The 24,510-nt window shown below is 43.8% G+C and carries 21 protein-coding genes; 4 read left to right on the top strand and 17 right to left on the bottom strand.

Annotated features, from left to right (window positions below; all coding sequences use genetic code 11):
* Positions 1-101 precede the first annotated feature (101 nt).
* The 14 genes from HYU97_10500 to HYU97_10565 all read right to left on the bottom strand — a co-directional run bounded on the left by HYU97_10500 (position 102) and on the right by HYU97_10565 (position 17,888).
* Positions 102-965, bottom strand: a complete 864-nt coding sequence (locus tag HYU97_10500) for a hypothetical protein (protein ID MBI2337174.1) — start codon at positions 963-965, stop codon at positions 102-104.
* Between the two features lie 149 nt (positions 966-1,114).
* A complete protein-coding gene (locus tag HYU97_10505) occupies positions 1,115-2,164 on the bottom strand; it encodes a hypothetical protein (GenBank protein ID MBI2337175.1) in 1,050 nt (349 codons plus the stop codon).
* Positions 2,148-2,810 carry a VanW family protein gene (locus HYU97_10510; GenBank protein MBI2337176.1) on the bottom strand — a complete coding sequence of 221 codons (663 nt, stop codon included), beginning with the start codon at positions 2,808-2,810 and terminating at the stop codon, positions 2,148-2,150. The genes HYU97_10505 and HYU97_10510 overlap by 17 nt, the downstream gene beginning before the upstream one ends.
* 1 nt (position 2,811) lies before the next feature.
* Positions 2,812-7,521 (bottom strand): carboxypeptidase regulatory-like domain-containing protein, encoded by a 4,710-nt coding sequence (locus HYU97_10515; protein MBI2337177.1) that lies wholly within the window; start codon positions 7,519-7,521, stop codon positions 2,812-2,814.
* A 369-nt stretch (positions 7,522-7,890) separates the two neighbouring features.
* The gene (locus HYU97_10520) at positions 7,891-9,399 is read right to left on the bottom strand and encodes a SpoVR family protein (GenBank protein MBI2337178.1); all 1,509 of its coding nucleotides are present in this window, start codon (positions 9,397-9,399) and stop codon (positions 7,891-7,893) included.
* The gene (locus HYU97_10525; GenBank protein MBI2337179.1) at positions 9,400-10,503 is read right to left on the bottom strand and encodes a DUF444 family protein; all 1,104 of its coding nucleotides are present in this window, start codon (positions 10,501-10,503) and stop codon (positions 9,400-9,402) included.
* A gap of 8 nt (positions 10,504-10,511) precedes the next feature.
* Complete coding sequence (locus HYU97_10530; protein ID MBI2337180.1) at positions 10,512-12,584, bottom strand: serine protein kinase; 2,073 nt, start codon at positions 12,582-12,584, stop codon at positions 10,512-10,514.
* A gap of 229 nt (positions 12,585-12,813) precedes the next feature.
* On the bottom strand, positions 12,814-13,065 hold the full coding sequence (locus tag HYU97_10535) for a hypothetical protein (protein ID MBI2337181.1): 252 nt from the start codon (positions 13,063-13,065) through the stop codon (positions 12,814-12,816).
* Between the two features lie 79 nt (positions 13,066-13,144).
* Positions 13,145-13,519 (bottom strand): hypothetical protein, encoded by a 375-nt coding sequence (locus HYU97_10540; protein ID MBI2337182.1) that lies wholly within the window; start codon positions 13,517-13,519, stop codon positions 13,145-13,147.
* Between the two features lie 67 nt (positions 13,520-13,586).
* Positions 13,587-14,459, bottom strand: a complete 873-nt coding sequence (locus tag HYU97_10545; GenBank protein MBI2337183.1) for a hypothetical protein — start codon at positions 14,457-14,459, stop codon at positions 13,587-13,589.
* Positions 14,460-14,898: 439 nt separating this feature from the next.
* Entirely contained in the window at positions 14,899-15,807 is a 909-nt protein-coding gene (locus HYU97_10550) for an MCE family protein (GenBank protein ID MBI2337184.1), read from the bottom strand.
* A 22-nt stretch (positions 15,808-15,829) separates the two neighbouring features.
* Positions 15,830-16,555: an ABC transporter ATP-binding protein gene (locus HYU97_10555; GenBank protein ID MBI2337185.1), complete on the bottom strand. Its 726-nt coding sequence runs from the start codon at positions 16,553-16,555 to the stop codon at positions 15,830-15,832.
* Between the two features lie 8 nt (positions 16,556-16,563).
* The gene (locus tag HYU97_10560) at positions 16,564-17,358 is read right to left on the bottom strand and encodes an ABC transporter permease (protein MBI2337186.1); all 795 of its coding nucleotides are present in this window, start codon (positions 17,356-17,358) and stop codon (positions 16,564-16,566) included.
* Entirely contained in the window at positions 17,355-17,888 is a 534-nt protein-coding gene (locus tag HYU97_10565; protein ID MBI2337187.1) for a hypothetical protein, read from the bottom strand. Before HYU97_10565 ends, HYU97_10560 begins: the two co-directional genes overlap by 4 nt.
* Positions 17,889-17,996: 108 nt before the next feature.
* Between HYU97_10565 and HYU97_10570 the strand changes: the two genes are divergently transcribed.
* The 3 genes from HYU97_10570 (at position 17,997) to HYU97_10580 (ending at position 19,978) form a co-directional block, all read left to right on the top strand.
* Positions 17,997-18,689 (top strand): YggS family pyridoxal phosphate-dependent enzyme, encoded by a 693-nt coding sequence (locus HYU97_10570; GenBank protein MBI2337188.1) that lies wholly within the window; start codon positions 17,997-17,999, stop codon positions 18,687-18,689.
* The gene (gene proC, locus HYU97_10575; protein MBI2337189.1) at positions 18,686-19,489 is read left to right on the top strand and encodes a pyrroline-5-carboxylate reductase; all 804 of its coding nucleotides are present in this window, start codon (positions 18,686-18,688) and stop codon (positions 19,487-19,489) included. The genes HYU97_10570 and proC overlap by 4 nt, the downstream gene beginning before the upstream one ends.
* Positions 19,490-19,666: 177 nt before the next feature.
* Positions 19,667-19,978 (top strand): YggT family protein, encoded by a 312-nt coding sequence (locus HYU97_10580; protein MBI2337190.1) that lies wholly within the window; start codon positions 19,667-19,669, stop codon positions 19,976-19,978.
* A gap of 64 nt (positions 19,979-20,042) precedes the next feature.
* On the opposite strand, the gene HYU97_10585 is transcribed toward HYU97_10580, so the two are convergent.
* From HYU97_10585 to HYU97_10595, 3 genes are all read right to left on the bottom strand, one after another.
* Positions 20,043-20,408 (bottom strand): hypothetical protein, encoded by a 366-nt coding sequence (locus HYU97_10585; GenBank protein MBI2337191.1) that lies wholly within the window; start codon positions 20,406-20,408, stop codon positions 20,043-20,045.
* Positions 20,405-20,695 carry a hypothetical protein gene (locus tag HYU97_10590; GenBank protein MBI2337192.1) on the bottom strand — a complete coding sequence of 97 codons (291 nt, stop codon included), beginning with the start codon at positions 20,693-20,695 and terminating at the stop codon, positions 20,405-20,407. The genes HYU97_10585 and HYU97_10590 overlap by 4 nt, the downstream gene beginning before the upstream one ends.
* A gap of 124 nt (positions 20,696-20,819) precedes the next feature.
* The gene (locus HYU97_10595) at positions 20,820-23,678 is read right to left on the bottom strand and encodes a hypothetical protein (protein MBI2337193.1); all 2,859 of its coding nucleotides are present in this window, start codon (positions 23,676-23,678) and stop codon (positions 20,820-20,822) included.
* Positions 23,679-23,908: 230 nt separating this feature from the next.
* On the opposite strand from HYU97_10595, the gene HYU97_10600 reads away from it, so the two are divergent.
* Positions 23,909-24,505, top strand: a complete 597-nt coding sequence (locus HYU97_10600) for a hypothetical protein (protein MBI2337194.1) — start codon at positions 23,909-23,911, stop codon at positions 24,503-24,505.
* Positions 24,506-24,510: the final 5 nt, after the last annotated feature.

Raw genomic sequence — 24,510 nt, forward strand, 5'->3', positions numbered from 1 at the left:
TCATGGGTCCCCGCCGGAGTTTACCCCTGCGTAGGCAGGGGCGAGGATGACATGAACTCGCAATGACAAAGGGCCCTGCTGGGCTCAGAATGACATTATTATTAACGTAGTGCTGCAAATATTTCTCCTGCTAATTTGGCTGGCAATTGAAAGCCGTGGCTGTCTTCTACCATAACCAACAACGCAACGCCCAATTGATCAACCTTGGTAAAACCTACAAAAAACCCGGCATGGGCGTAAAGAGGATTAGTACTTCCTACCGTCCCCGTTTTACCGAAAATTTTAAGACCTGGCACCTTTGCTTCTTGCCCTGTACCATATTGCACCGATTCTACCATGCCTTGCAAAATCTCACGATACTTAGGGTCGGCTAAATGCCCAGCCAGCCATTTTAGCCAAGGAATAAAATCTCGCACTTGCACTCCAAGCATGCCACCCTCACCGATGAAGAGCAACCTTGGATAGCTGCCCTGCTTGAAGCTTTGCACGGTAAGTTGTTGTTGTTTTAGGCCTAACAACCATTGGGATTTTTTAATACGATCGGCTAAACTGATAAAATATAAATTACAAGACAAGGCAAGTGCTTGGGTTAAGCCAACACTGCCATGACCGTCTTGTTTCCAACAATAATATTTCTTGCCGTTCCATTTGCCGTGGCCTGCACAAGAATAGCGATATTTTTCTAAATCGATGCCATGGTCTACAAAATAAAAGGCGGTGGCTAGCTTTAACAACGACCCTGGCTCAACTACTTGATCAAGCCATTGCGTTCCCCCAAAAAAATAAGACTTATCACTTTTTAAGTCTAATAAAATAACCACCCCTCCCCTTTTTTCAAACCTGGCCTTTACAAGAGTTTCAATTTGATTGAGTGAGGCGTTGGGAATTTGCGCCCAACTGATGCTGGCAAGCATGATAGCGATGAAACAAAAAATACTAAGACTAAGGAGACCGTGGTTTACCATACATATGACACAGGATCATGAGCCGAGACAAGGAAGATGAGCAAAAAATTCGGAGGCGTAGCCTAAGCTACGTTGATGAATTTTTTGTGAAATCTGACGCAGTCGCAGGCCATGAGCCGAAGTCAGATGTGTGGTAAACCACGGTCTCCTTAGTCACAACAGGCCGCATGATTTTTATTAAAAAATTTGGAACGTATGATTAAATAAATTCCACCCACAACAAAGACGCACAAAATTAAATAGATGCGCGTTATGCGCGTAAGGTTGGCAAACTCGATAAACCACGGCAAAGCAACCACTAGCGTGGCATTGGCCAGGACCCCCAACCAAACCAAAGGCAGAGAACCCCGTTGCAAAATCCCTACTAAAAAAGCCGCAATGGTTAGCCCTAAACCAAAGCCTGCCACCGGTCGCACATGAAATAGGATACCCAACAATAAAGGCAGTACAATCCCTCCGCCAATCAAGGTTTCATAAATGCAAACCTTATCTTGGGCAAAACTTTGAGCCAATACCCATGGCAAGGCGATGCCTAAAAATAACGCCACAAACGAATAGGGATGCGTGATCACAATGCCAAGGGTATCGTATTGAGATGTTTCTAAATAAAGTTGGATCAAGGCCCTAGCCAGCACCAAGCCAGCACCAAAGGCGATAACCCTTAACCATTCTTCTTGTTGGTCTTTGACAAAGGCGAGCGACCCAGCCAAGCCTGCCAAGAAAATTAGGCCAAAGCTAAACCCTGCCCCTGAACCCACCAAACGCAGTACCAATGCAAACGAGAGGGCTACCACAATCACTTGGAACAAAGATTTCAAAAAACTTTTAGCCAGCGGCAATAAGACAAAGAGTAAAATGTTGGCTACCGTTGCCAGTAAAACGGGCCAAAATATTTTCCATTTCCCCTGGCCATAACCAAAAAACATCACCCCAATCCCACCCGCGGCGGTCAAGGCTTGCACCAGCCCATAAATCACGGGTGCTATTACGGGTGCTATTTTTGTATCGCCAAATTTTTTGCCCAAAATCCAAAGCAACACGCTACTTGCCACACTCAAAAGAAAAAGTGAGATGAACCAATAATAAGCAAAAGGCTCTCCTTTAACTTCGGGGTATTCATAAATACCTAACCCCAAAAGCGCTCCGCTTAACCCTAAGTGGTAAAACCAAGCCTGCCAAGGTTTAATAGGTTGATCCATGGGGAACTCCTTTTTCAAAAAAATCGTAGCTACGAGTATTGACTCGCTCATGATCTTCTAAAACCAGTAAACTAGAATAATGCCCAGGGCCTATCTGCCGATGGAGGGTTTGAATCGTTGAACTTTTACTCCCCAACCAACGCACCGTGAGTTGATGCCCCCTAACATAGGCCTCCACTTTGATAGGAAAGGGATAGGGATTTTGAATACGCAAATCCTGCGCCCCCAATTTAAACGTGGCATCGAGCGAACTGGGGACGGATTGCACGGGCAAACTGTGCCCCGAACGTTCTAAAACTTTTAACCCTGATATGAGGGCTGCGTTATAAAGGGTGCTTGCCAGTTGACAAATACCACCACCCACTTCTTGCACGACTTGGCCCTCTAAATAAGCACGTTCGGCAACATAACCTTGCTCATCAAAATTATTCCCCAGTAATTGATTCAAAGAAAATTGTTCTTGGGAATTTAAAACTAACCCATGCAAGTTTTGAGCTGCCAATTGAATGTTATGAATTTGCGCAGGGGTTCGGCTTACCACTTGCGTGGTAAAAGCCCCCAAAGTTTCGCGATAAGGGCGATACCCATAACTTAAGGCCAAAATTAAAATGACCAAACTAATGGTTAGCCCTATAAACTTGCGCATTTTATTCCACCTTAATTAAAAATTCATTACCCGTACCCCGCACCTCGGGGTCATACATAGCTTGCCCCTGGGTGGGGAGGATATGGTACTCACCTGCACGCTCGGGGCGAAGAATATAACGCACCGTTTTTTGTGGCGCTTTGGCATCGTAATCATAGTAATAAATAAACAGGGCGATTTTTTCATCGCGTACCATCATGTCAGAATACCAACCATAATTGCCTAATAAATCTGAATCGGTCACGACTTCGAAACCCGCCGGCAGTGGATCTTCTAAGATTAATTTGTGGCCATCTTGATTCATGAAAAAAGTGATATCCACTGCAATATGATCGCCCACGTGCACCTTATCGCCACTGGCCAATAAAACCCAGGTTTGTTTGTCATTATCATAGCGAAAATAATTTCGAACCAGGTTGATGCCTTGGTCACTGGCTGCCAAACCACCGCCTTTAACAAAATATTTTATATCGCCACTAATATAAAGCGGTTGCGGATTCTTATTTGCAACCTTCAACTGATTAGCCGGAACTTGTAAGGCAATTTTTTCAAATTTCTTTTGTAAATGAACACCAGGGTTATCGAGCTTTAATAATTCTTTATCGTTAAGACTAAGCGTGGCCATCAACCGCGGCTGAGGGGGCAATTCACTTTGCGCCAAGGTATACAAGGCATAAACCATGTGTGCGGTATCTAATGTTGAGCGCCAATAATTACCTTCGCGATGCGACAACAAAAATTGCACCAGACTATCTTTAATCGTTTTATCAGGATAATTCGTATTCACCATGGCCATAAGCAATAAGGCCATTTCTCGGAAGGAATAATAACGATGAATTTTTCCAGCCCGGGTGTATTCATAATAATAAGAACACTCGCCTTGTTTACAAATAAGTTGATGAGCCGCATTGGCAATACTTTCCTGGCTTAATTTTTTACGGGCCTCTAATTGGTAAACATGAGCCGCATAAATTTTACTGATAAAATTGGGTGACTTGGCATAATCTTGCGAAAGCAGTGGCATTTTTTCGCCGGCTAAGCGCAACACATAATGCATATAAAGTCGATCGCTCGCAAAACGACTGCGCGTACCATATTGCGCTTGGTAATCGGCAGACCACAATTTTTTCAAAGCCTCTCGCCCACGGGTTAACACCTCAGGCTTAATTTCATAACCCGCCTTCTTGGCCTTTAATAAACCATAGAGGGCATAGGCCGTCATGTAGGGATCGTTGGGGTCATTTTTCCACCAGCCCCAGCCGCCGTCATAATGTTGGAAGGTGTAAATGCGGCGCAAACCCTTCTTAATAACTTTTTCAAGTTTTAATTTAAGTTTATCGTCTAATAGGTTAAATTTACTATCGATTGACGAAGCGTAAATACTAGGCAAAAGGCGGCTCATGGTTTGTTCAACACAACCATAGGGGTAATCGATTAAGTAACTAATGCCACCCAACATTGAAACGATGTAATGGCCATCTAAGGTTAAGCTTAGGCTACCTTTGTTAGGATCGGTCGCACGGGGCACATTAAATTTTACACTCGCCTGACCTATGGCCTCACCCGTAATATCCGCTTCACCAGCACCTGGCACCTTCAAATGAAAATATTGATGCTCGGGAATGCCATAGGGCAAAACTGGCACTTTGAGCAATACGGCATCTTCGAGGGCTGCATTTTTAGCTTGAACCCCTAGGCTTGCTTCGCCAACCTGTTTGGCCAACACTTGCAAATCCATATCGACTTGGCCTTGTGGAGGAATGGTAATTTGTTCCTTGCGTTGGCCAGGGTTCACCCACTCCATGCCTTTTAAATCATAGGCCAGTCGCAATTCTTGAGCTGTGTCGGTGTAATTGTGAATCACCGCTCGCACCCAACCCTGATCGCCCTCGATATAAAAACGCGGTGTGGCAAGCCTGACAATAATGGGTTTTTTGGCCAAAATTTTCTGGGTGTTTTGCCCCACCAAAGTGTTGGTATCGTGGGCTATAACGGTGGCGCGCCAGGTGGTAAGATTGTCGGGCAGGTTAACACTCACCTGAGCTTTGCCGTCTACATCTGTCTTAACGGTTGGAACCCAAAAGGCTGTGTCTTGGAAATTTTTTCTCGCCTTGTCAGCGTCGAATTTATCGAGCCCTGCTTCTAAATAACCTGAGAAAGTATGGGTGGTCACCACACGGTTATACCGATTGCCATAAAAATGTTGGATGATGTCGGTCGAATCGGAGCGCAGGGCGTAAATCGATTCATCCACCACCCCCAAAGAAACTTCGCCCACCACCGGTTTACCCTGTAGATCGGTCAACCGCACTTCGTAGGCCACCGCTTCGCCTGGCTTATATTCTAACTTGTCGGAATGAATATCGACCTTCAGCAATTTTTCATCGGGGTTGATACTCAACTCGGTTCGATCTTCATAAAGGGCCTTGTCGCCAATGGCTGTAACCAACACGGCAACATTAGGAAGATAATCCCGCGACAGAGGGATTTCTAAAGTTTTCGAATAACCATCGATGCGTTCAACCCAGGCACGATGCAGCTTGCCCCCTTCTAAAGTAACTAGCACCGGCAGATTGGCAATGGGGCTTACCAATACACACAAGGCTTTATCGGTGGGTTGATATTTTTCTTTATCACAGGTGATCGAAATGGCTTTTTCTAATTGGAAAGGCTCGGGTTCTTCTTTGCCCTTACCTGTCACCCACACGTAAGCAAACTGTATGAGTTTACGGCCCTGGTCATCTTCGCCCTGAATATTCAAGCGATAATAACCCGCCTGACTTACTGTAAAGGGATGCGTGGCCTTACCTTCACCATTGGTCTGCACTTGAAATTTTGCCTTGGAGACGTGACCATAGGTACCCGCTTCGGCATTGTAACTCTCTCTTTCCACAACCACATTGAGAAGTTTAGCCAGCGGTTTGTCTTTCAAATCAGAAACCATCAATTCTAAATCAATGGGTTGGTCGACATAATAAACATAAGACTTAGGTTGCCCCTTAATTTTAAGGTCAGCGGCCCAAACCGAAAAATCAAACGACGTATCAACCTGACGATTGGTAGAATCGGTAGCGGTCACCGACACAGAATATTGTTTATGAAAGGGGGCTTTTTTAGCCGTAAATTCTACCGTGGCTTGACCCTTGGCATCGGTCTCGATCTCACCTTCTGCCACCACCTCCCCATATCCATCACCACCCCCATCTTCCCATTGGCTACTATAATCATTTAAGAAAACCGAATATTGAAGGGTGCTAAGGGCTGCGGCCCCGAAATAATAGGTGCTATTAATCTGCAAACGAACTTTGTCGCCCCCAAAATAATCGGTTTGCTGGGGAACCACCTCAACTTTAAATTCAGGTTTACGATATTCTTGCACTTCAAATCCTTCCCTGAATTCTTTACCTTTGTATTCAGCACTCACCGTGTAAAAACCCAAGGGAGGTTCTTCTTCTAAGGTAATTTGGCCCGAAAAACTCCCCAACTCGTTTATATGAAAGGTTTCTTCGAGTAAGGGATCGCCGTTAAGATCAGCAACCGTTACCTCGATGGTATCACTTGGGTCGGGAACCCGGAAAGTGCCTTCCATACCTCGATAGCGGGCAATCCCCTTAAAATAAACGGTTTGGGCAGGGCGATAAACGGGGCGTTCGGTGTAAAGAAAAACCTCAGGCTGATAGGTCTTGCCATCAATAACTAACGGTTCTTCTTCCTCACCTTCATCGTAATAACCACCCGGCGCGCCTACATATTGAAACGCCCAATAGTCACCGTGATGAATGACAACCGGAAGGCTGCCTTCAACTAATTCTGAAGCTAATTGGTTAAGGGGAATTTTAGATAACCCTTGGGCATCGGTAGAAAATTTCTTTAGCTCATGATTATTTTGCACCAACAAAACTTCTGCCCCAGCTACCGGCTGTTTGCTCTGAAAATGGGAAACATAAACCAACATTTGCTGATCATCGCGTTTCAGCACCGCCCCTAGCTCGGTGCGATTAACCAAACTTTGCGCCGATAACACCTTGGTGCGATCTAAAGAATCAGCCTCGGCTCGCAGAATGAAAAGACCCTTTTCTGGAATCTCGGGCCAAATTTTATTTGAAAATTCGGGTTGATCGGCCTTGGCAATTTCGTATTCCCAATCTTTGATCTTATGAGCCCCCGGTGTATCAACTTTTAATGGAAGCGATTCTAATTCACTCAAAGAAGTTTGAGATTTTGCTAAAAATTCCCCTACCTCTATTTGATAAAGGCTAAAATAAACCTTGCCCACATAGGCACCCGAGAGATCCATCGACACTTTTTGCCGAGGGGTACGAATATTGTTGGCCAAATAAAGCGAAAGGCTGGGCGCTAATTTTTCCAAAGAAAACTTTAAGTCACCAATGATTTGCCCTTCTACTACCCTAAAAGCTTTGTATTCGTAATGCTGTTGATAGCCCTTTTGTTTGACATAAAGGCTAGAATATTGCCCTACGGGGACTGCAAATTTAAAATGACCATCTTGGGTGGTGCGCGTTTTGAACTGTCGAGGATAATGCTGAAGGGTGATGAGGGCCCCAGCAATGGGATTGCCTTGAGCATCAACAACCTTGCCTGCTAAAAGACCAGTAGGTTTTTCTTGATAAAGATAAAGACTAGCGACAACAGCCAGCCATAAGAAAAAGACTATCTTTCTTAAATGTTCTCCCCGCATTGGCCAACGCACAGCGCCAGGTTTAACAGAAGGTATGAAATTTATAAAGGAAATATTTGTGAGAAGTCTTTTCGAGGTAGGGAGAGGCCAAGCCCGCACCCGGTCGGCCAATGAGGACCTCTGTCATTGCGAGCCCAACGGGCGTGGCAATCTCACCGGTTAAACCGAGGGGATTGCGGAGCCTGCCCTGAGGCTTGGCGAAGGGTCTCCTCGCAATGACAGAGGACCGACTAGGCCGACCGGGCGCGGGCTCTCCATTGGCCTCTCCCTACCTCGAAAAGACGTGACCCAATTTACAGATGAATTGAAGAATGAAATGGAAGATTGCCACGCTCGCCAATGGGGCTCGCTCGCAATGACATTGTTCGTAACGTAATGACATTAAAGCTGGGTGGTAAAGTCTGACAATTTACATTGTTGCCCATCGAAATGCAGAACCTTGAGCTTCCCATCGAGCAACGTCTCAATCGAAACCGGCCGCCGCCAAATGAGAAATAAATTTTTCAAGGTCGACTCTGCCCAATCCATTTTAAGGTCCATCCCTTCATGCCGATGCGTTAAATACAATTCACCTCGATTGCCAAAGTTGGCATCGGTAACATAAATAAAAGGTTGGCCCCAATTGGTGAGTGAGGCCAACAACTGTTGTTTGATGGCGTTAAACTCACGACTGGTGATCACAAAACGGCCGGTGTTTTTTTCAAACATGTAGGCAAAGAATTTTTGTTCACGGCAAAATTCTTCAGTCAAAAAGGTGTCGATAAACGTAACATCGTCATGCACTCGCCTCACTTCAAAGGTCTTTTCCAAGCCTTGATTTGTGGGGCGATTCCAATTCTTTTTAACCAGATAATCGTCGCATTCTTCATATTCTTTACCAAACTTGCCACGGTTCCACCGGTCTTCAATGTCGCGAAACAATTCAATACCCAACTTGTAGGGGTTAAGACGACCGGCTTGCTGGGCCATGGTCCCGGCATGGTGATCGGCAAAATCGATGATTTCGGTGGCTTCCATGGCCTTTTGGGTCATGATCTTAGAATGCCAAAAGCTAGCCCACCCCTCATTCATGATTTTAGTTTGCCCTTGCGGCAGAAAATAATAGGCCTCATCCATCACAATATCGAGCAGATCCCTTTCCCAATTTTCTAAGGGGGCATTTTCCAGCAAAAACCCCAACACATCTTGCACCGGTGATTCAGGAAAATTCTTTTTCTTTTTCTTTTCATCGTCTAGTTTTTTTTGTTGATCGTCTAAAAACTTTTTGGGATTGATATAGCGATCCATGTAGGGTTTGCTTTTTAGCTTCTGAACTTGCATCTCTTCTTCGTCTTCACCATTAACCACTTCACGTTTATCCGAAACTCGTTTGATAAAAGAACCGTGGTGATCCACTAAATTTTCTAAAGACAGGCAGATATCTAAAAATTTTTCGACAGTTTCATAACCATATTTATTGATATGGCGTTTAACACGGGCCTTATGATTAGCCATCTCATCCATCATCTTGCGACTGGTATGGGCAAAATAGGCATTATTTTTAAAAAAGTCGACGTGGCCATAAACGTGAGCCATCACCATTTTTTGATCGACGGTACGGTTGCAGTTTAACAAATAAGCATAAGAAGGGTCGTTGTTAATCACCATTTCATAAATCTTAGAAAGCCCATAAGAATAAGATTTCGAAAGCCGCTCAAACTCCATGCCAAACCGCCAATGCGGGTAACGATTGGGAAAGCCGCCATAGGCCGCCAGCATGTTCATTTCTTTCCAATCAAGCATCTCGAAAATCACCGGGAAAAAATCGAGGCCATAGCCCTTAGCATGATTTTCGATTTCTTGCCGAATGGCTTCTAATTCTGAGTTAAGTTGGGTATCGTGAAAACCCATTTACTTGCCCTTCCCTAAAAATTCTTTGATTGAAGTTAAGATCATCTCTTTGTTGTCAATTTTAGAAGTAATCATTTTCTCATGTTCGCTGCCAAAACGCTCATTCAGATCTTTGATAAACTGGCCACTGCCATATTCGCTTTCAACCTGGCCATAACAAAACATATTACAATAGGGGAAAATATCGGATTCTAACAAATTCATACATTCGTTGGTATCTTCACTGCTCCAATTGTCTCCATCAGAAAAATGAAAGGGATAAATATTCCATTCCATCGGGTCATATTTTTCATTGATCAATTGCAGGCATAATTTATAGGCACTCGAAATAATCGTACCCCCCGATTCTCGGGTACGAAAAAAGGTATCGTAATCAACCTCCCGCGCTACCGCATCATGAATGATATAGCGGGTTTCAATGCCGTGGTAATTATGTTTTAGCCAGGTGTCGATCCAAAAGGCCTCGGTACGCACAATCTCTTTTTGTTCACTGCCCATCGACCCTGAAACATCCATCATATATATAACAACCGCCTTGCGTTGCGGCAGTTCATTGGGTTTAAAAGACCGAAACCGTTTATCTTCTTTCACCGGCACAATAATGGGATTATCGGGGTCGTAAGCACCACTGATGATCTGCCGTTTAAGGGCCTCTTTATAGGTGCGTTTAAAATGTAACAATGAATTGGGACCGGATCGACGCATCGAAGAATAGCGGTTCGAACTTGCCAAGAGATTCGCGGATCCCTTGGGTTCGATTTTGGGGAGCTCTAATTCTTCGCCCAACAGTTGAGCCAGCTCTTCAAGACTAACTTCGACCTCTTCGATATGAAAACCCGGAGAATTGCCGGCCTTGTCGCCACCACTTTCGTCGCCATCACCCAAGGCTTCACCTTCTTTGCCATCGCCTTGGCCTACCCCCGATTGATTGGGGCCATAAGCAAAATGGGGAAGATCAATGGTGGGAATGGGAATGCTAACATACTTTTTGCCAATGCGGCCGATCAACTCGCCATTAGAAATATATTTGCGCAATTCTTTGCGTAGTTTGCCCCGAACGATTTCTTTATAGCGGCCGTAATCTTGTTCGATCTTCAGTGCCATAAACCCCTTTACTTCCTCTTCTCAATATCTCCTCTCGCAAAAATGCTTGCCACATAGTTCAACACGTCGGTTGCCGATTTTTCGTTGTAACCATAATTTTTGATCAAGCGCGATTTGACCACGTCGATCTTTTCTTGCGTATCTTTATCAACAACATTGGTCACTAAACTGGTGAGCTTAATGGAATCTTTTTGATCTTCAAACAATTTCAATTCCAAGGCTTTATGCAAACGCTCATTTTTGCGGTAATCAAAGGTTTTGCCATCAATGGCCAGCGCACCAATATAGTTCATGATCTCTCGACGAAAGTCATCTTTACGCGACTCTGCAATGTCGATCTTTTCTTCAATCGAGCGCATCAACCGCTCATCGGGTTCTTCATATTGCCCCGTATATTTATTGCGCACCTTTTCTTTTTGCGTGTAGGCCTTTACATTATCAATGTAATTGCCACACAAGCGGCTAATGGCCTCTTCATCGGCGCAAATGGCCCGCTGCACTTCGTTCTTCACAATATCCTCATATTCATCTTTAACCACCGAGAGGAGCTCGATGTAGCGTTTCCTTTGTTCTTGATTTTTGATGAGCGAATGATGACGCAAACCACTTTCTAATTCGTTAAGCACCATAAAGGGGTTAATATAACCTTCGTTTTCTTCCTTCACTAAAGAATTGGAAAGTTTATCTTGAATGTAACGAGGCGAAATACCATCGAGACCCTCGCGTTGTGCCTCTTTACGTAACTCTTTGATATTATCTTCGGTAAACCCGGCCAAATTCTTGCCATCGTATAATTTCAATTTTTGCAACAAGGTAAGATTGGCATTTTTGGGTTCTTCTAAACGGGTCAGCACCGCCCACATACTAGCCACTTGCAGAGTATGCGGTGCAATGTGAATGCCTTCAATGCGATGCGGGCCAAAATCTTTTTCATATACTTTGATTTCGTCGCTCACCCGGGTAACGTAGGGAATATCAACCTTTACCGTTCGGTCGCGTAAGGCCTCCATAAATTCATTGTTCTGTAATTTGCGATATTCCGGCTCATTGGTGTGACCAATGATGACTTCATCGATATCGGTTTGGGCAAATTTTTTGGGTTTTACCACATGTTCTTGGCTGGCCCCCAAAAGATCATAAAGAAAGGCCACATCGAGTTTGAGAATTTCGACAAATTCAATAATCCCACGATTGGCAATATTAAATTCGCCATCAAAATTAAAGGCCCGCGGGTCGGATTCACTGCCGTATTCCGCAATTTTGCGATAATTAATATCACCCGTTAATTCAGTCGAATCTTGGTTTTTTTCGTCTTTGGGTTGAAAGGTGCCAATGCCCACTCGATCTTTTTCGGAAAGAATGAGTCGTTTCACCCGCACGTGATTTTCAACCATCTTGGCCCAATCGCCTTTATAATAATGCATGAGTTCTTTAAAAATATACCGGCAAGGTGGAGACAGATCTCCCTCGATTAAAATGCGATGTTCACAAAGCCCTGAGGCAGTGATTTTATCTTCGATTTCTTTACGCAAATGGGGGGGAATTAAACGCAGTGGTTCTTCGTGCATGGGAGAAGGGATCACCTCGCTGTTGCCAAATAAATAACGCAAGTCTTCGTTGCCATTACGCCGCCATTCAAAAGTATAAAGCGGACCCTCTGGAGTTTTGGAATAGGCTTCAATGCCTTTTTTCAACAAACGAGTGATCGTGCTCTTGGCCGAACCCACCGGCCCATGTAAAAGAAAAATCCGCTTTTCAGTGCCATAGCGCTTGGCCGCAGACTTGAACAAATGCACCAACTTCATTAAATGAAGATCAATGCCATAAACCGCGTCTTTGCCTTTATCGAAAGGGTCGCTAAAAAATTTATAACGCACAATTTTCTTTTTATACTCTGCGTACTCCTCAGTACCATGAGATATAATCATGTCGTAAACCCGCTGAAAGGCCGTGCGCCCCACTTTCGGGTTTTGAATGACGAGATCAAGATAATCGGCAAAACTGCCTTCCCAATTCAAATCTTGAAAGGCACGGAGATCTTGCTTCTCCTTAAGATAGGACATTAGATTCGACTGAACCATGAACCACCTCCCACAATTGGCAGAACTACTCAAAAATTCTCTTGTCGCAACGCGCTCTCAATCCAATTAGATTTTCAAAGTTTCCCATAGGGCGAGAATGACACAGTGCTGCAATTACTTAATATCATTATGACATATTAGAAATGAGAAAAAAAGACTTTTTAAAAAACAAAACGCCCCCAAAGGGGGGCGTTTCTTTGAACTAAGCGGTATACTTCGCTAATGAAGGTTAGCGAGTCCAGTTCGATCGTTCATATTTATTGAAAGAGGGTTTTTTGGCCTTATGAGTAGGCTTGGCCACCTCTTGGGGATTTTCTCGTTGGTATTTCCCCACATGTTTGAGCGATTGCTTTTCTGACGATGTTTGCTGCTCAATACGCATAATTTGATATTTGTTTTGATAGGGGCGCGCCAAGGCAGCTGATGCCACCAGGCTGGTTGCCACTGCGAAAGTTACAATGAATGTTGATAAGCGTTTCATAAAGACTCCTAGTTTTTTATAAAAATTAAATTACAAAGACACGTTACTTAACGTAAAACTTAAAATGGGAGGAAGGGGCTCAACAAAGAAAGCTTACTTTGAGTAAAAAAAGTGGCGGGGAATGAAATGTACCACGAACCACTGACACATCACCAAACTCACGAACGACAGAGCTAGCCGCTAATTCAACCGGAACAGCATGTAGAGAAAGATACCCATCAGAAGTTAACTTAGCCTCTTGACTCGAGACGGGGGCAGCAGGAATGGGTTTAACCGAGGTGCAACAACAGGCCCTGACCTGGGTTTGTTGCTGTTCACTCACAGTATTACTGTAAGCCTGTGAACAATGGCGGGTGTCTGAAAGACAATAATTCGAAAACCCGGCGGTCAAGAAAAAGACCGCTGCTAAACCTACTAGCTTCACTCCCTGGTTAGCAACACGACGGATCTTCATGGTTATAAGATAATCTTTCTACGGTTGGAAAACAAGGGCCAAAGGGATGATTCTCGTCATGTTTAGATTAGCCCCTTTCATAAAGGGCCTTGCCCAATTGAGCAAGATTTGAGGCTTTATAATTCAAGAGTTTGACCAAACAACACTTTTTTAGGGGGTCTTGGGCATTCATCATGTGCGGATCCATATTGGCAACCCATTGCAGCAACACCAGTACCTTCTCATGACTAAAATCGACGCTCTTTTTTTGACGCATTTCGTCACGAACCCCCGCTAGGGCTTGAGCCAAGGTATCATAAGGATTACCACCGTAAAAAAGTTCTGTGTAATAAGCATTCAATTCGCTAAATTTTTTAAAATCTTGAACGATGGGGCGTTGCTTTAAATCAATTAAGTGGCCTAATTCGTGCGCCTCAATGCTGTGAATTCGGCTGGCTAAAAACGCTTGGGTAAATTTTGCCCGGGCCTGCTCGGAAATCGAAGCGCCCTTCCAACTTTGTTGATAGGTTTTATACCAGGCCAAAAATTCAAAAGACTCCTGCAAATGCCTTAAAACCTGGTTTTGCCGGTGACTAAGTGAAACTCTTTTTTCCAAAAGAGCCTGTTCTAGTTCTAATAAATCTTGAGGAGCCGGTAGCAGCTGCTCGGAGGCAATCGAATTTATTTTTGCAAATCGAGCAAATAACTCTTCGGCCTCTTTTTCTAAAAAGGCTGTGTTAAGCATAACATGGTATTGAATCTTATCTTGTTGGTGACTCAAAGTACTCTCACCATCATAAGCCAAAGAAGCATCGACAACGATTTGTAATTGATAATCGATGGTTTGGTTCCAAAGCATACGGGATTTATGCTGGATGGCTATGGGATTCGATAAGGCCCAACTAAAATTGGGGCTTATCCAAAAGAACAAACTGAAAAGATAGAGGCCTAACTTCTTCATGCCTGTAAGGGTTTTGCAAGTGTCATGCCAGAGCCTAAAGGAGTTTAATAATAAAATTACTATTAAATTCAATAGTTTACAATTTTAAGTCAAAGCCGTTTCGATGGGGGTGGGGAAAGGAGTGCCCATTTGCTAAGCACCTGCCCTAAAAACGATCATTTGTATTTGTGCGAAGTCTTTTCGAGGTAGGGAGAGGCCAATGAAGAGCCTTTTAGCGCAGAAGGGCGGCCGTAGGAGGTTCAAAAAATCCTATTATTTTTTTGAATTAGAGGATGACGGAGGAATACTCTAATTCAAAAAAAATAAAGGATTTTTTGGACCGACTAGGCCGACCGGGCGCGGGCTCTTCATTGGCCTCTCCCTACCTCGAAAAGACGTGACTCGATTTGCAGATGAAATGGAAGATTCTTCACCCTGCTGGGTTCAGAATGACAGAGGTCTATTCATTAATCTGCTGGTCTTGAGTAGCCAGTGTGCCGCGAATGACAGCGCGAACGATTTTATTGCGGTTGGCCTTGCCTAAGAGGGTGCGCAATTCGTAATAAACGGTTGGATCTTTAATCAGGCCACCCAAGGTTCCATCACCTTTTTCTAAGCGATCTAAGATGGTTTTTAAATCATAACTCGCATCTTTTAAATTCGCAAAGATGCGCGCCAAATTGGTGGACCCACTTTGCCCGGCCCAACTCCCGGTTAGCACCGCTAAATTATGAACCACGGCTTTGCCTTCGGGGTCGTAAATCAGGGCGTGCAAGAGACCATCGCCTTTATCTACTTTGGCTAAAATATTGTCGACACTTCGCATAATACCCGCAAAACTCTTTTTGGTTTTTTCGCCCTCTTCCCCCTCCAACATTTTATTGAGATTTACAGAAACTTTATTGATGTTATCTAATAGCTCGCCGGCCTTATCAAAATATTCGGTAAAGCTAGGCACATTTCCACCTTTTAAAACTTCGCCATCTTTGAGCACCTTTTGATCGGGCGTACCCACACTAACAAAAACCGCTTTGTCTCCCAATAAACCTTGTGTCACAATAGAGGCCTCGCTGTCTTCACGGATGCGGTCTTTGTATTCTGCGCTGATGCGTAAAATAATTTTAACATCTTTATTGGCAGGGTCTTTGGTAAAGGTAATGGCATCAACAAAACCTACAGTAATACCCGCCAAATGTATGGGGGCACCCACTCTCAGCCCGCTAATGTCATTGAAGTAGGTTACTAATTTATAATGGGAAGAAAAAAGTTTCTTTTCCCGCCCCAACATAAAAATGATACTCGCCGTAACAAGCAATCCCACTAAAACAAAAACCCCTACTTTGATTTGGTCAGAAAGGCGTTCTTCCATATGACGTTGCTCCCGTTACTAATTAAACACAAAAATCGGTAACCGCTTTATTTTTAGAATTTTTAAATTCTTCTACCGCGCCCACGAATTCAATTTTTCGGTTATACACTAAAGCTAAACGATTAGAAATCCGAAACGCACTGGGCAAATCATGGGTTACGACAATGCTCGTAACTTTTAATTTTTCTTGCATGCGTAAAATGAGTTGATCGATCCGACCTATATTTGCAGGATCTAGGCCCGTGGTGGGTTCGTCATAAAGAATCACTTGAGGATCGGTGGCAATGGCCCGGGCCAACCCCACCCGTTTTTTCATCCCTCCCGATAAATCGGCCGGCATTATTTTTTCAGAACCGGGCAACCCTACCATTTCTAGTTTTTCTTGCACAATCGAACGAATTTTTTCTTCCGAGTAATCAAAATGCTCGCGTAAAGGATAGGCAATATTTTCAAAAACATTGAGCGAATCAAAAAGGGCTGCCCCTTGAAAGAGCATGCCCATCCGCCGACGAATTTCAATGAGTTGTTTTTTTTTGCACTGAGTAATATTAAGATTGTTAAAAAAAATATTTCCACGATCAGGGGGTAATAAACCTAATAACATTTTTAAGAGCACACTTTTGCCCGTGCCCGACCCACCTAACACGGTTATCGTTTCACCTTGCTGAATCTCTAAGTTGAGCCCCTGGTATACCAAGTTTGAGCCAAAGGCTTTATCAACGTTTTGAAATGAAATCAGCACGCCCATGCAACAACCTAAAAGAGTAAGAATAATTTAGTTAAGAAAAAGTCAGAGACAAAGATCGTAATGGCTGCAACGACAACGGATTGAGTGGTAGAAATCCCCACGCCCGCCCCTCCGCCACGTGTATTCATCCCTTGGTAACAAGCAATCACCCCAATAAAAAAACCAAAAAAGAACGACTTGCCTACCCCACTACCAAAGTCATACAACTCGACGGCTTGGGTGATTTGATTCAAGAAAAATTGAGACCCGGTACCTGTTTCTACCGATGAAACCACCATGCCGCCTAAAATACCCAGAAAATCGCCCATCACGGTTAAGAGCGGAGTGCACAACGTGGTGGCAATCACCCGCGGGATAACCAATTTTTGAATAGGGTCGGCACCCATGGCCTCGATGGCTAGGATTTGCTCGGTAATGGCCATGGAACCTAGTTCTGCTGTAATACCAGCGCCGGCACGGGCAGCAATCATGAGGGCGGTTAGCACGGGCCCTAATTCGCGCGTAATGCTCACGCCTACAATTTGACCGGTGTAAATTTCTAAACCAAACCGGGATAACCCCACAATAAATTGCAACGAAAGCACCATGCCGGTAAACACCGAGATAATTCCAACCAACCCAAAGCTGCGCACTCCTACAAATTCAAACTGCCGAAGCACCGCACCAAATTCCATAGAACGTTTAAATAAAACGGCAAAAATTTCCCCAACGAGCTGAGAAAGCCCTCCGATCGTATTGAGCAAATGAGTGATGCCACGGCCCAGAATTAAACTGATTTGAAGCAATTGAGGTTTAAGATTCATTCCCGTTTCTCGAGTAAGGTGAAACCTTTAAAAAAATCTTCGAAACTAGCAACGTTCTGCGAATAAGCTTCGGGGGAGGAAACCAAATAAAAATCGATGAGGCATTGATTTTTTTTAACAGAAACCGCATCGACCAGTGCCGGCAAGCCATCGAGTTTACCGGAATAACGCAGGCGTAAAGCCTCGCGACCATCTAAAATAAATTCGTGGCGATAAAGGGTTTTAAGGTTAGTGAGGCCGTAAAAAAAATCTTTAATGAGAAATTCTAGGCCAATATCGGTGGTGGCTTGATCGCAATAAGATTGGGTAGAAATTGAGGATTGGGTTTCACGATTGTAAAAAGTAATCGCACCACCAATATAATGTTTGCGCACCCAAGCCTTGCCCAAGGGCCCTACTTTATAACGACCCACTTGGGTGATCACAACGCCATGCGAATAGCCTTTGACCTTGCCACTGTGTTTGCCACCGCCAAAGAAACAAGCAGTATTAAAAAGAAAAATGATTAAAAGAGCCCCTATTAATGTCATTCTGAACCCAGCAGGACGGCACTGCGTCATCCCGGGCTTGACCCGGGATCCATGTATGAAATGATTCATAATTGCATTTTTTTATATCTGAATGATAAGAATTTATCTATGAATTCTTTTACCTACCCATGGGACCTGATTCAAAGCAAAATTTTACAAGCTTGTGAACGCGCTCAAAGAAATTTTGGGTTGGTAAAGTTGCTCGCCGTTAGCAAATCGCAAAGTAGCGAAGCCATTCGCCAAGTTTATGCTTTGGGTTGCCGAGATTTTGGAGAAAATTATGTGCAAGAATGGGTTGAAAAACAAAATGAACTTAAAGATCTTTCCTTAAATTGGCATTTAATTGGGCATCTTCAGTCTAACAAAGTTAAAAAAGTCGTGGGGCATTGCAAACTAATTCATTCTGTTGATTCGCTGGCATTGGCCCGCACCATTGATCGCCAAGCTGAAACATTGCGCATTTGCCAACCCGTATTGCTGCAATTAAATTTGGGTGGAGAAGTTCAAAAGTGGGGTTACGCTCTAAAAACCTACCAACAAGAAAAGGGCTCTTTAGCCAGGCTAGAGCATGTGCAAATACAAGGCTTCATGCTCATCCCACCGTTGGCAGAAGATCCTGAAAAAAACCGCGCCCTCTTTCGCCAATTAAAATGTTTGCTTGATGAGGCCAATCAGCATAATGATTTCCCTACTCCTTTGTCTGAACTCTCCATGGGCATGAGCCATGATTTTGAAATAGCGATTGAAGAAGGTGCCACGTGGGTTCGGTTGGGGACTGCATTGTTTGGAGCACGCGCGTGAAAAAGAAAACTAAAATCGGATTTATTGGTTTTGGCAAAATGGCTCAAGCCATTGCCAACCGTGTGTTAGAACAAGGGCTACTGCCCAACAAAAACTTATGGGCCCATGACCCTTACGCTAAGCCTAATCGTAAAGTGCAGTGGGCAACTTCTAATGCTGAGCTGGCCCGTCATTGCAATGTTTTGATCTTAGCGGTGAAGCCCTATGACATTCAAACGGCGTTGGAGAGTTGTCGCGAGGTTATTCAACCCAACACCTTGATGATCTCGATTGCGGCTGGGGTAACTCTGGCTAAACTTAAAAAACTTGTGCCCCAAGCGCATTGGGTGCGGGTGATGCCCAACACGCCGGCTATGATTGGTTATGGCATGACAGGGATTTATTTCCCTGCAGGGGTTTCAATTGCTTCTCAAACCACGGTATTAAAAATTTTTAAAAGTGTTGGCGAAGTTTACACGGTGCAACGGGAAGGCCAGCTGAACGGGGTGACGGCTTTATCAGGCAGCGGGCCAGCCTTTGTTTATCGTTTTGCCATGGCCATGATGAAAGGTGCTCAAAAAATTGGCCTCAGCAAGACCATGGGACAAAAACTTGTCGTTCAAACTTTATTAGGCGCGGCTCATATGTTGCAACGCGAACCTGACCCTGCGAGCTTAATCGCACAAGTAGCCAGCAAACGCGGCACGACATTAGCAGGGCTTAAAGTTTTAGCACAAAGCGCAGCCTTGGATAAAATTTTGGCCAAAACCTTGCGGGCCGCTTATCAACGAGCTATTGAAATTGCTGAGGAGTCTTACTAAGGAGATCATAGTCTACTACACATCTGACTTCGGCTCATGGCCTACGACTGCGTCAGATTTCACAAAAAATTCATCAACGTGGCTTAGGCCACGCCTCCGAATTTTTTGCTCATCTTCCTTGTCTCGGCTCATGATCCTGTGTCATATGTATAGTAGACTATGATCTCCTTAGTAAAAATGAGTTTTTTGGTGATGCTTTTACAATCCGTGACCCAAATCGTACACTTGCTGATCAATATTTATAGCCTGGTGTTAGCTGCGACTGTGCTTCTTAGTTGGGTCAATCCCGACCCCTACAACCCCATTGTTCGAGTTTTACGCCAATTAACCGAACCCCTTTTATCGCAAATTCGTCGGCGTTTGCCCCGCGGCTGGTTTAAAACCGGCTTTGACTTCTCACCCCTTATTTTGCTTTTCATCCTCATCTTTGTGGATAATCTACTGGTTTATTTGACTCAAATGGCCACTCAAAGTTTGGGGGGAGTTTAAATGTTCATGTCCACAGGGGGATTTATCTATCTTGGGAAGTAACATTAACATGAAGATGAAGAAATCATGCCGCTAAATTAAATTCAATCGTGTCATATTCAACGATAGGCATTTTTACATTACGCCCAGAAACTTTGGTCGTTTTGACTTTAATTGCCCCAATTTCCTCAAAAAACAAAATGACTTTATTGAGATTCGATACATCCATTTTGGTTATTTTCGCCAATTCGTAAACCGACTTTGGCTTAAATAACAACACGTATTTTAAAATAGGCAAGTTAAGGATAAATCGGTCAAAATCTTTTTTATTGTCAAAACTTATTTCGTAACGAGGAGATTTTAATTTGGCCCGCTTTGCCATACGAAAGGCTTTTTTAAAATCATTTAAAATTTCCGCTGAATTTTTTAAAGAAATAATAAGATGTCTCATAATTTAACTCCCATTTGTTCAAAGACTAAAATTTTAAAATCTTGGACTAACTGATCTTCATTAATAAAATGATAGGGCAGTTCGGTTTTGTTCACGTGGATATGTGGACCTTTGGAATAATGATTATCCATCAAAACACGCTTACCACTTCTTTGATCGACTAAGATGAGGCCATATTTTATCCCTTTAGGGTACCTCCTAGATCGGCTTATCTTGTGAATTTCCATTTCAAGAATGTACCGATTTTTCAAACGAGCTTTATGCCAATAAACCACCTTGGCTTTCATAATATTGGTTTTATTGTACCAATATAGAGCAAAATGTCAATGTTAAACTTTAGTTTTAGAAATCCTCGGCGACTTGAAAATGGGCTCAAGTGTTTTTATGTAATAAGTTGACGACTTAAAAAGGTTAGTCGCCACTACTGGAAAGGTAATGTTCATTGACTTCTTCGGCAAAGAGCGGGCGGTTATATAAAGAAATCTCATCAATATTTCCGTTAAACCACGGTGGCGCAGGATGACCAAAAGAACGCTTACTAACAAAAGCAGAACTGGAAGAAGGAATGGTTCTAGGATTAGTCCCAGGGGCATCATCACAAACATCCATCAGCTTTTCATTTCTATAAAGACATATTTTTTTTGCTACATCATCATATGTCGCGGTTAATACATAGCTTGTATTCAAAGCTAATATGCTATTTTTAACCATACCCATACTACTCTGGGGGTCATCAGAAGCAATAATTACTACTGCATCTAATGGGGGAACATCCCCCATTGCCCTTAATTCGTAGCCAAAACCAGCAGACAATTCTCCATTAATAACAGACATTCTTTTATCGATAATTTCCTGGTGCCCTCCATTGACAATTCCCAAAATTTCTATTTTGGCTTGTATGCTCACAGAGGGGGGATTCAGACTTGCTGAATTGGGAATTTCTACATAATCATCCACCCCATCAAATTTTAACGCGCCATCTAGAATGCCCGATTGTGGGGGCTCAAGCCACTCGGGGGCGCCTTGTGGAATGCCGTGGTTGTTGTTGCCGCTGTAGTCGCAGATGGTCTTGCTTGGGTCGTCTTGTTCGGCACAGGGAGGGCCTTTTGGATCTTCGTTGAACCGCAACCATAGCACCAGACCTGCATCACCCGTGGTTACGATTTTTTCTAAAGTGTTGAGAATTTGACTGCCACTGGTCTCTTCGACTTTGAATTTGTAATCCTTGCGTGGGTCTAGATCGTCTAAATCAAGGGTTTCTCCACCGGTTTTCTTTTCATCAATCGGTATTGTTGCGGTCTCTTGGCCGTTGTTATCTAATTCAATCGCTCTGATTCGGTATTCCTTATTATTTTCAGGCAACGCCAGTTCATGCTTGGGCCTTGTTTCACCTGGAAAATTGCTAATCACGCCGTATTTTGGAGGATTGGAGTTGAGGGTTTGTATGGGTGGCGTGATGTCTTCGCTGGATTTACATCGATCACCACCACAGTCATCGTTGAATGTCTTGGCACGACTTGCTTCTAAAAGATAGGTCTGTGGCTCATCTGCTATGATTGGTAGTTCTCCCTTGCAAGTTATAATCCCCTCCATAAAGCTATCTTCTACGCAAATCGGGGGATTACCCGCTTCTCCTTTTAAGGGTTGTAAAACTTTTTGGTTGATCTTAATGGTTTCGGCACTTACGTTTTCAATCTCATAACTTATTTTACCCTTCCATCCCTTCCATAATTCCCCTGCCTTATAAACCTTGAGCTTGGGCTGATTGCGCACCTTGAAGGTGATGGGGCGAGCAGGCCCTTTTGTCCCATCCAATAATTTCGTTGTAACATTGACGGTAATCGAATCCCCTTCGTTGGCGTTACTTACATCTAAGGTATAAATCGCACTAGCGGGGTTACTTGAAACAGGTGCCAATGCCCCTATAGGCCCTTTTACTGAAATAAGGCTCACTTGCGGTTGATTCACAATATTAAATTCTATAACTTCTTTTCCAAACACCCATTTCCTCCCCTTGGGATAAGCGACCTTAATGGGGCTGCTGTTCGTTACCTGATATTGCCCCTTGCCTATCCCAGTACGATCTTTATCATCGGTCACTTCCACTTCTAAATTCACGACTCCATCCGGTAATTTTTCGGTGTCAACTTGGCTAAACGTCACTTCCATTTCTCCCAAAAGGTTTTCATTTTGTTCGGTGGTATGGCCCGTAAGCGCATCTCCATTATGTTGAAGACTAACCCCCTTCACCTCATCTCTAGCACAGGCTATCCCCTTCAAGGTTTGAAACCCTTCCAACTCGGAATTGAGCTCAGGATCGCTAAAGGCAAAGCTTGGGCGCGATTGATTGCTGCTGATTGCCTCGATTTTAAACCCTTCATCTTGGTTCATTCCTTGGTCACTGTTCACTCCATCGCTGACAATCGCTTTAATATTGCGTAAGTTTTTTAGTTTGGCCGAGACACTCAATAAATCTAAGCGATAAACGATTTTCTTGGTGACTTTATTGTTGTTGGCACCTTGCGTTTCGCTTTCTTGTTTAATCCCACAGATAGGGTCTGTGACTTTTAATGACTCTACATGCGCATTGTCTTCGCCTTCGAGTGTAATAAGCAGGTCTGTGCCTTCTTGTTGGGTGCTGATGTTAAGGGTGGGTTTGATAGGTTGGCTGTCTTTGCTAATAGGGCTGACTTTATCTTTCAATTCTTGGTACGTGCTCCACCCATCGTTGTCGGGGTCTAAATCGGGCAAAATGCCTTGGCTAATGGAGGCACTGATATTCGGATCTTGTTTGTCGACTTCGTAGCGAATGTCTGAGCTGATGAAGCTTACGGTTTCGGCGTTGCCATCGCCGATGGCTTGTTCTACTTCGGCGTAGGCGAAGGCTATGGCATTGCCTGAGGTTAGATATTGAAACTCGATGATGAATTTGTAGGTTTTACCGCCGGGGAGTTTGAAGCTTTTGGCTTTTACGGTGCCGTTTACTTCATCGACCTCCATGGTGGTATCGTGGACTTTGGTTTGGGCGGGCAATTCGTAAACGCGTAGTTGGGCGGCTAGCCAGGGGGTGGCTTGGGCGTTTAGGTCTTGGCTCCATTGGCTGGGGATGGCGATGGATAAGGTGTCGGATGGCGTTGATGGGGTGGTGCAGGAAACAAAGAAAAGAAGAAGAAAGCAGAGATAAAATAGAAGATTGCTTCTGTTATCATGGGTCCCCGCCTTCGCGGGGATGACATTCCTCGCAATGACATTTTTAGACCTGGCACTCATTATCAATTACCTCCCTCATTGCCTGCTATATACAGTTACACAGTGGGACTCAAGGGGGTTTTTATCGCAGGCCCCCCCAGAGGACAAAAGTCCCCACATTTCTTAACTCTAAGATTTTGCTTTGTTTTTTTGCTATTTTCCCTTAGAATTTCAAGTGCGGTTTCACAATACTCGGCAGGGCTCCAAAATCAATATAACTTATTGATTTTTATAAGGAAAAGGTTTGTTTAGTGGTTGATAAGATACCAAAGATACCGAAGGAAAATTATTGGGCAGTCGATGCACTCAACAAGTCTGATGAAGACAAAGAACAACGCAATCGCAACCAGAGGGATGACCAAGAGCGGGGCCGGGAATATCGCGCCGAGTTTGAGGAGTTTTCTGATTTTACTAAACTGGTTCAAAATAACCCTAAGAATTATGAAAACCATGACTTGGAAAAAGAACAGGTGGACGCCTTTGTATTTAGAAGTGTTAGCACACAAGGCACCTCTGCCACGCTCGAAGTCGACATTTGTTTTTCGGATGGCAGTGTTGAAAAAGGCGTTAGAATTGCGGTGGGGCGCGAAGAAGGTATGGGCTATCTAGGCAAAAAACCCGGCGAACCCGTTGCCATTGACCAAATTTTTAAAGGTTCTTCGTTGATGACAGTGGGGCTATTTCGCCCTAAAAATATGGCACGCACAATCCCACTTACTGATAACCCTCATGCTCACCAAGGCATCATGGGAATAAGTTGGCTAACACCTTTTAATTTGGTCATCGGAAGTTTACTTTCAGCCATCATATTATTTTTAGGATTTTTAATTCGAGTATTGGCTTCTTAAGCAAC

The sequence above is a fragment of the Deltaproteobacteria bacterium genome, from assembly GCA_016183235.1.
Lineage (GTDB): Bacteria > UBA10199 > UBA10199 > DSSB01 > JACPFA01 > JACPFA01.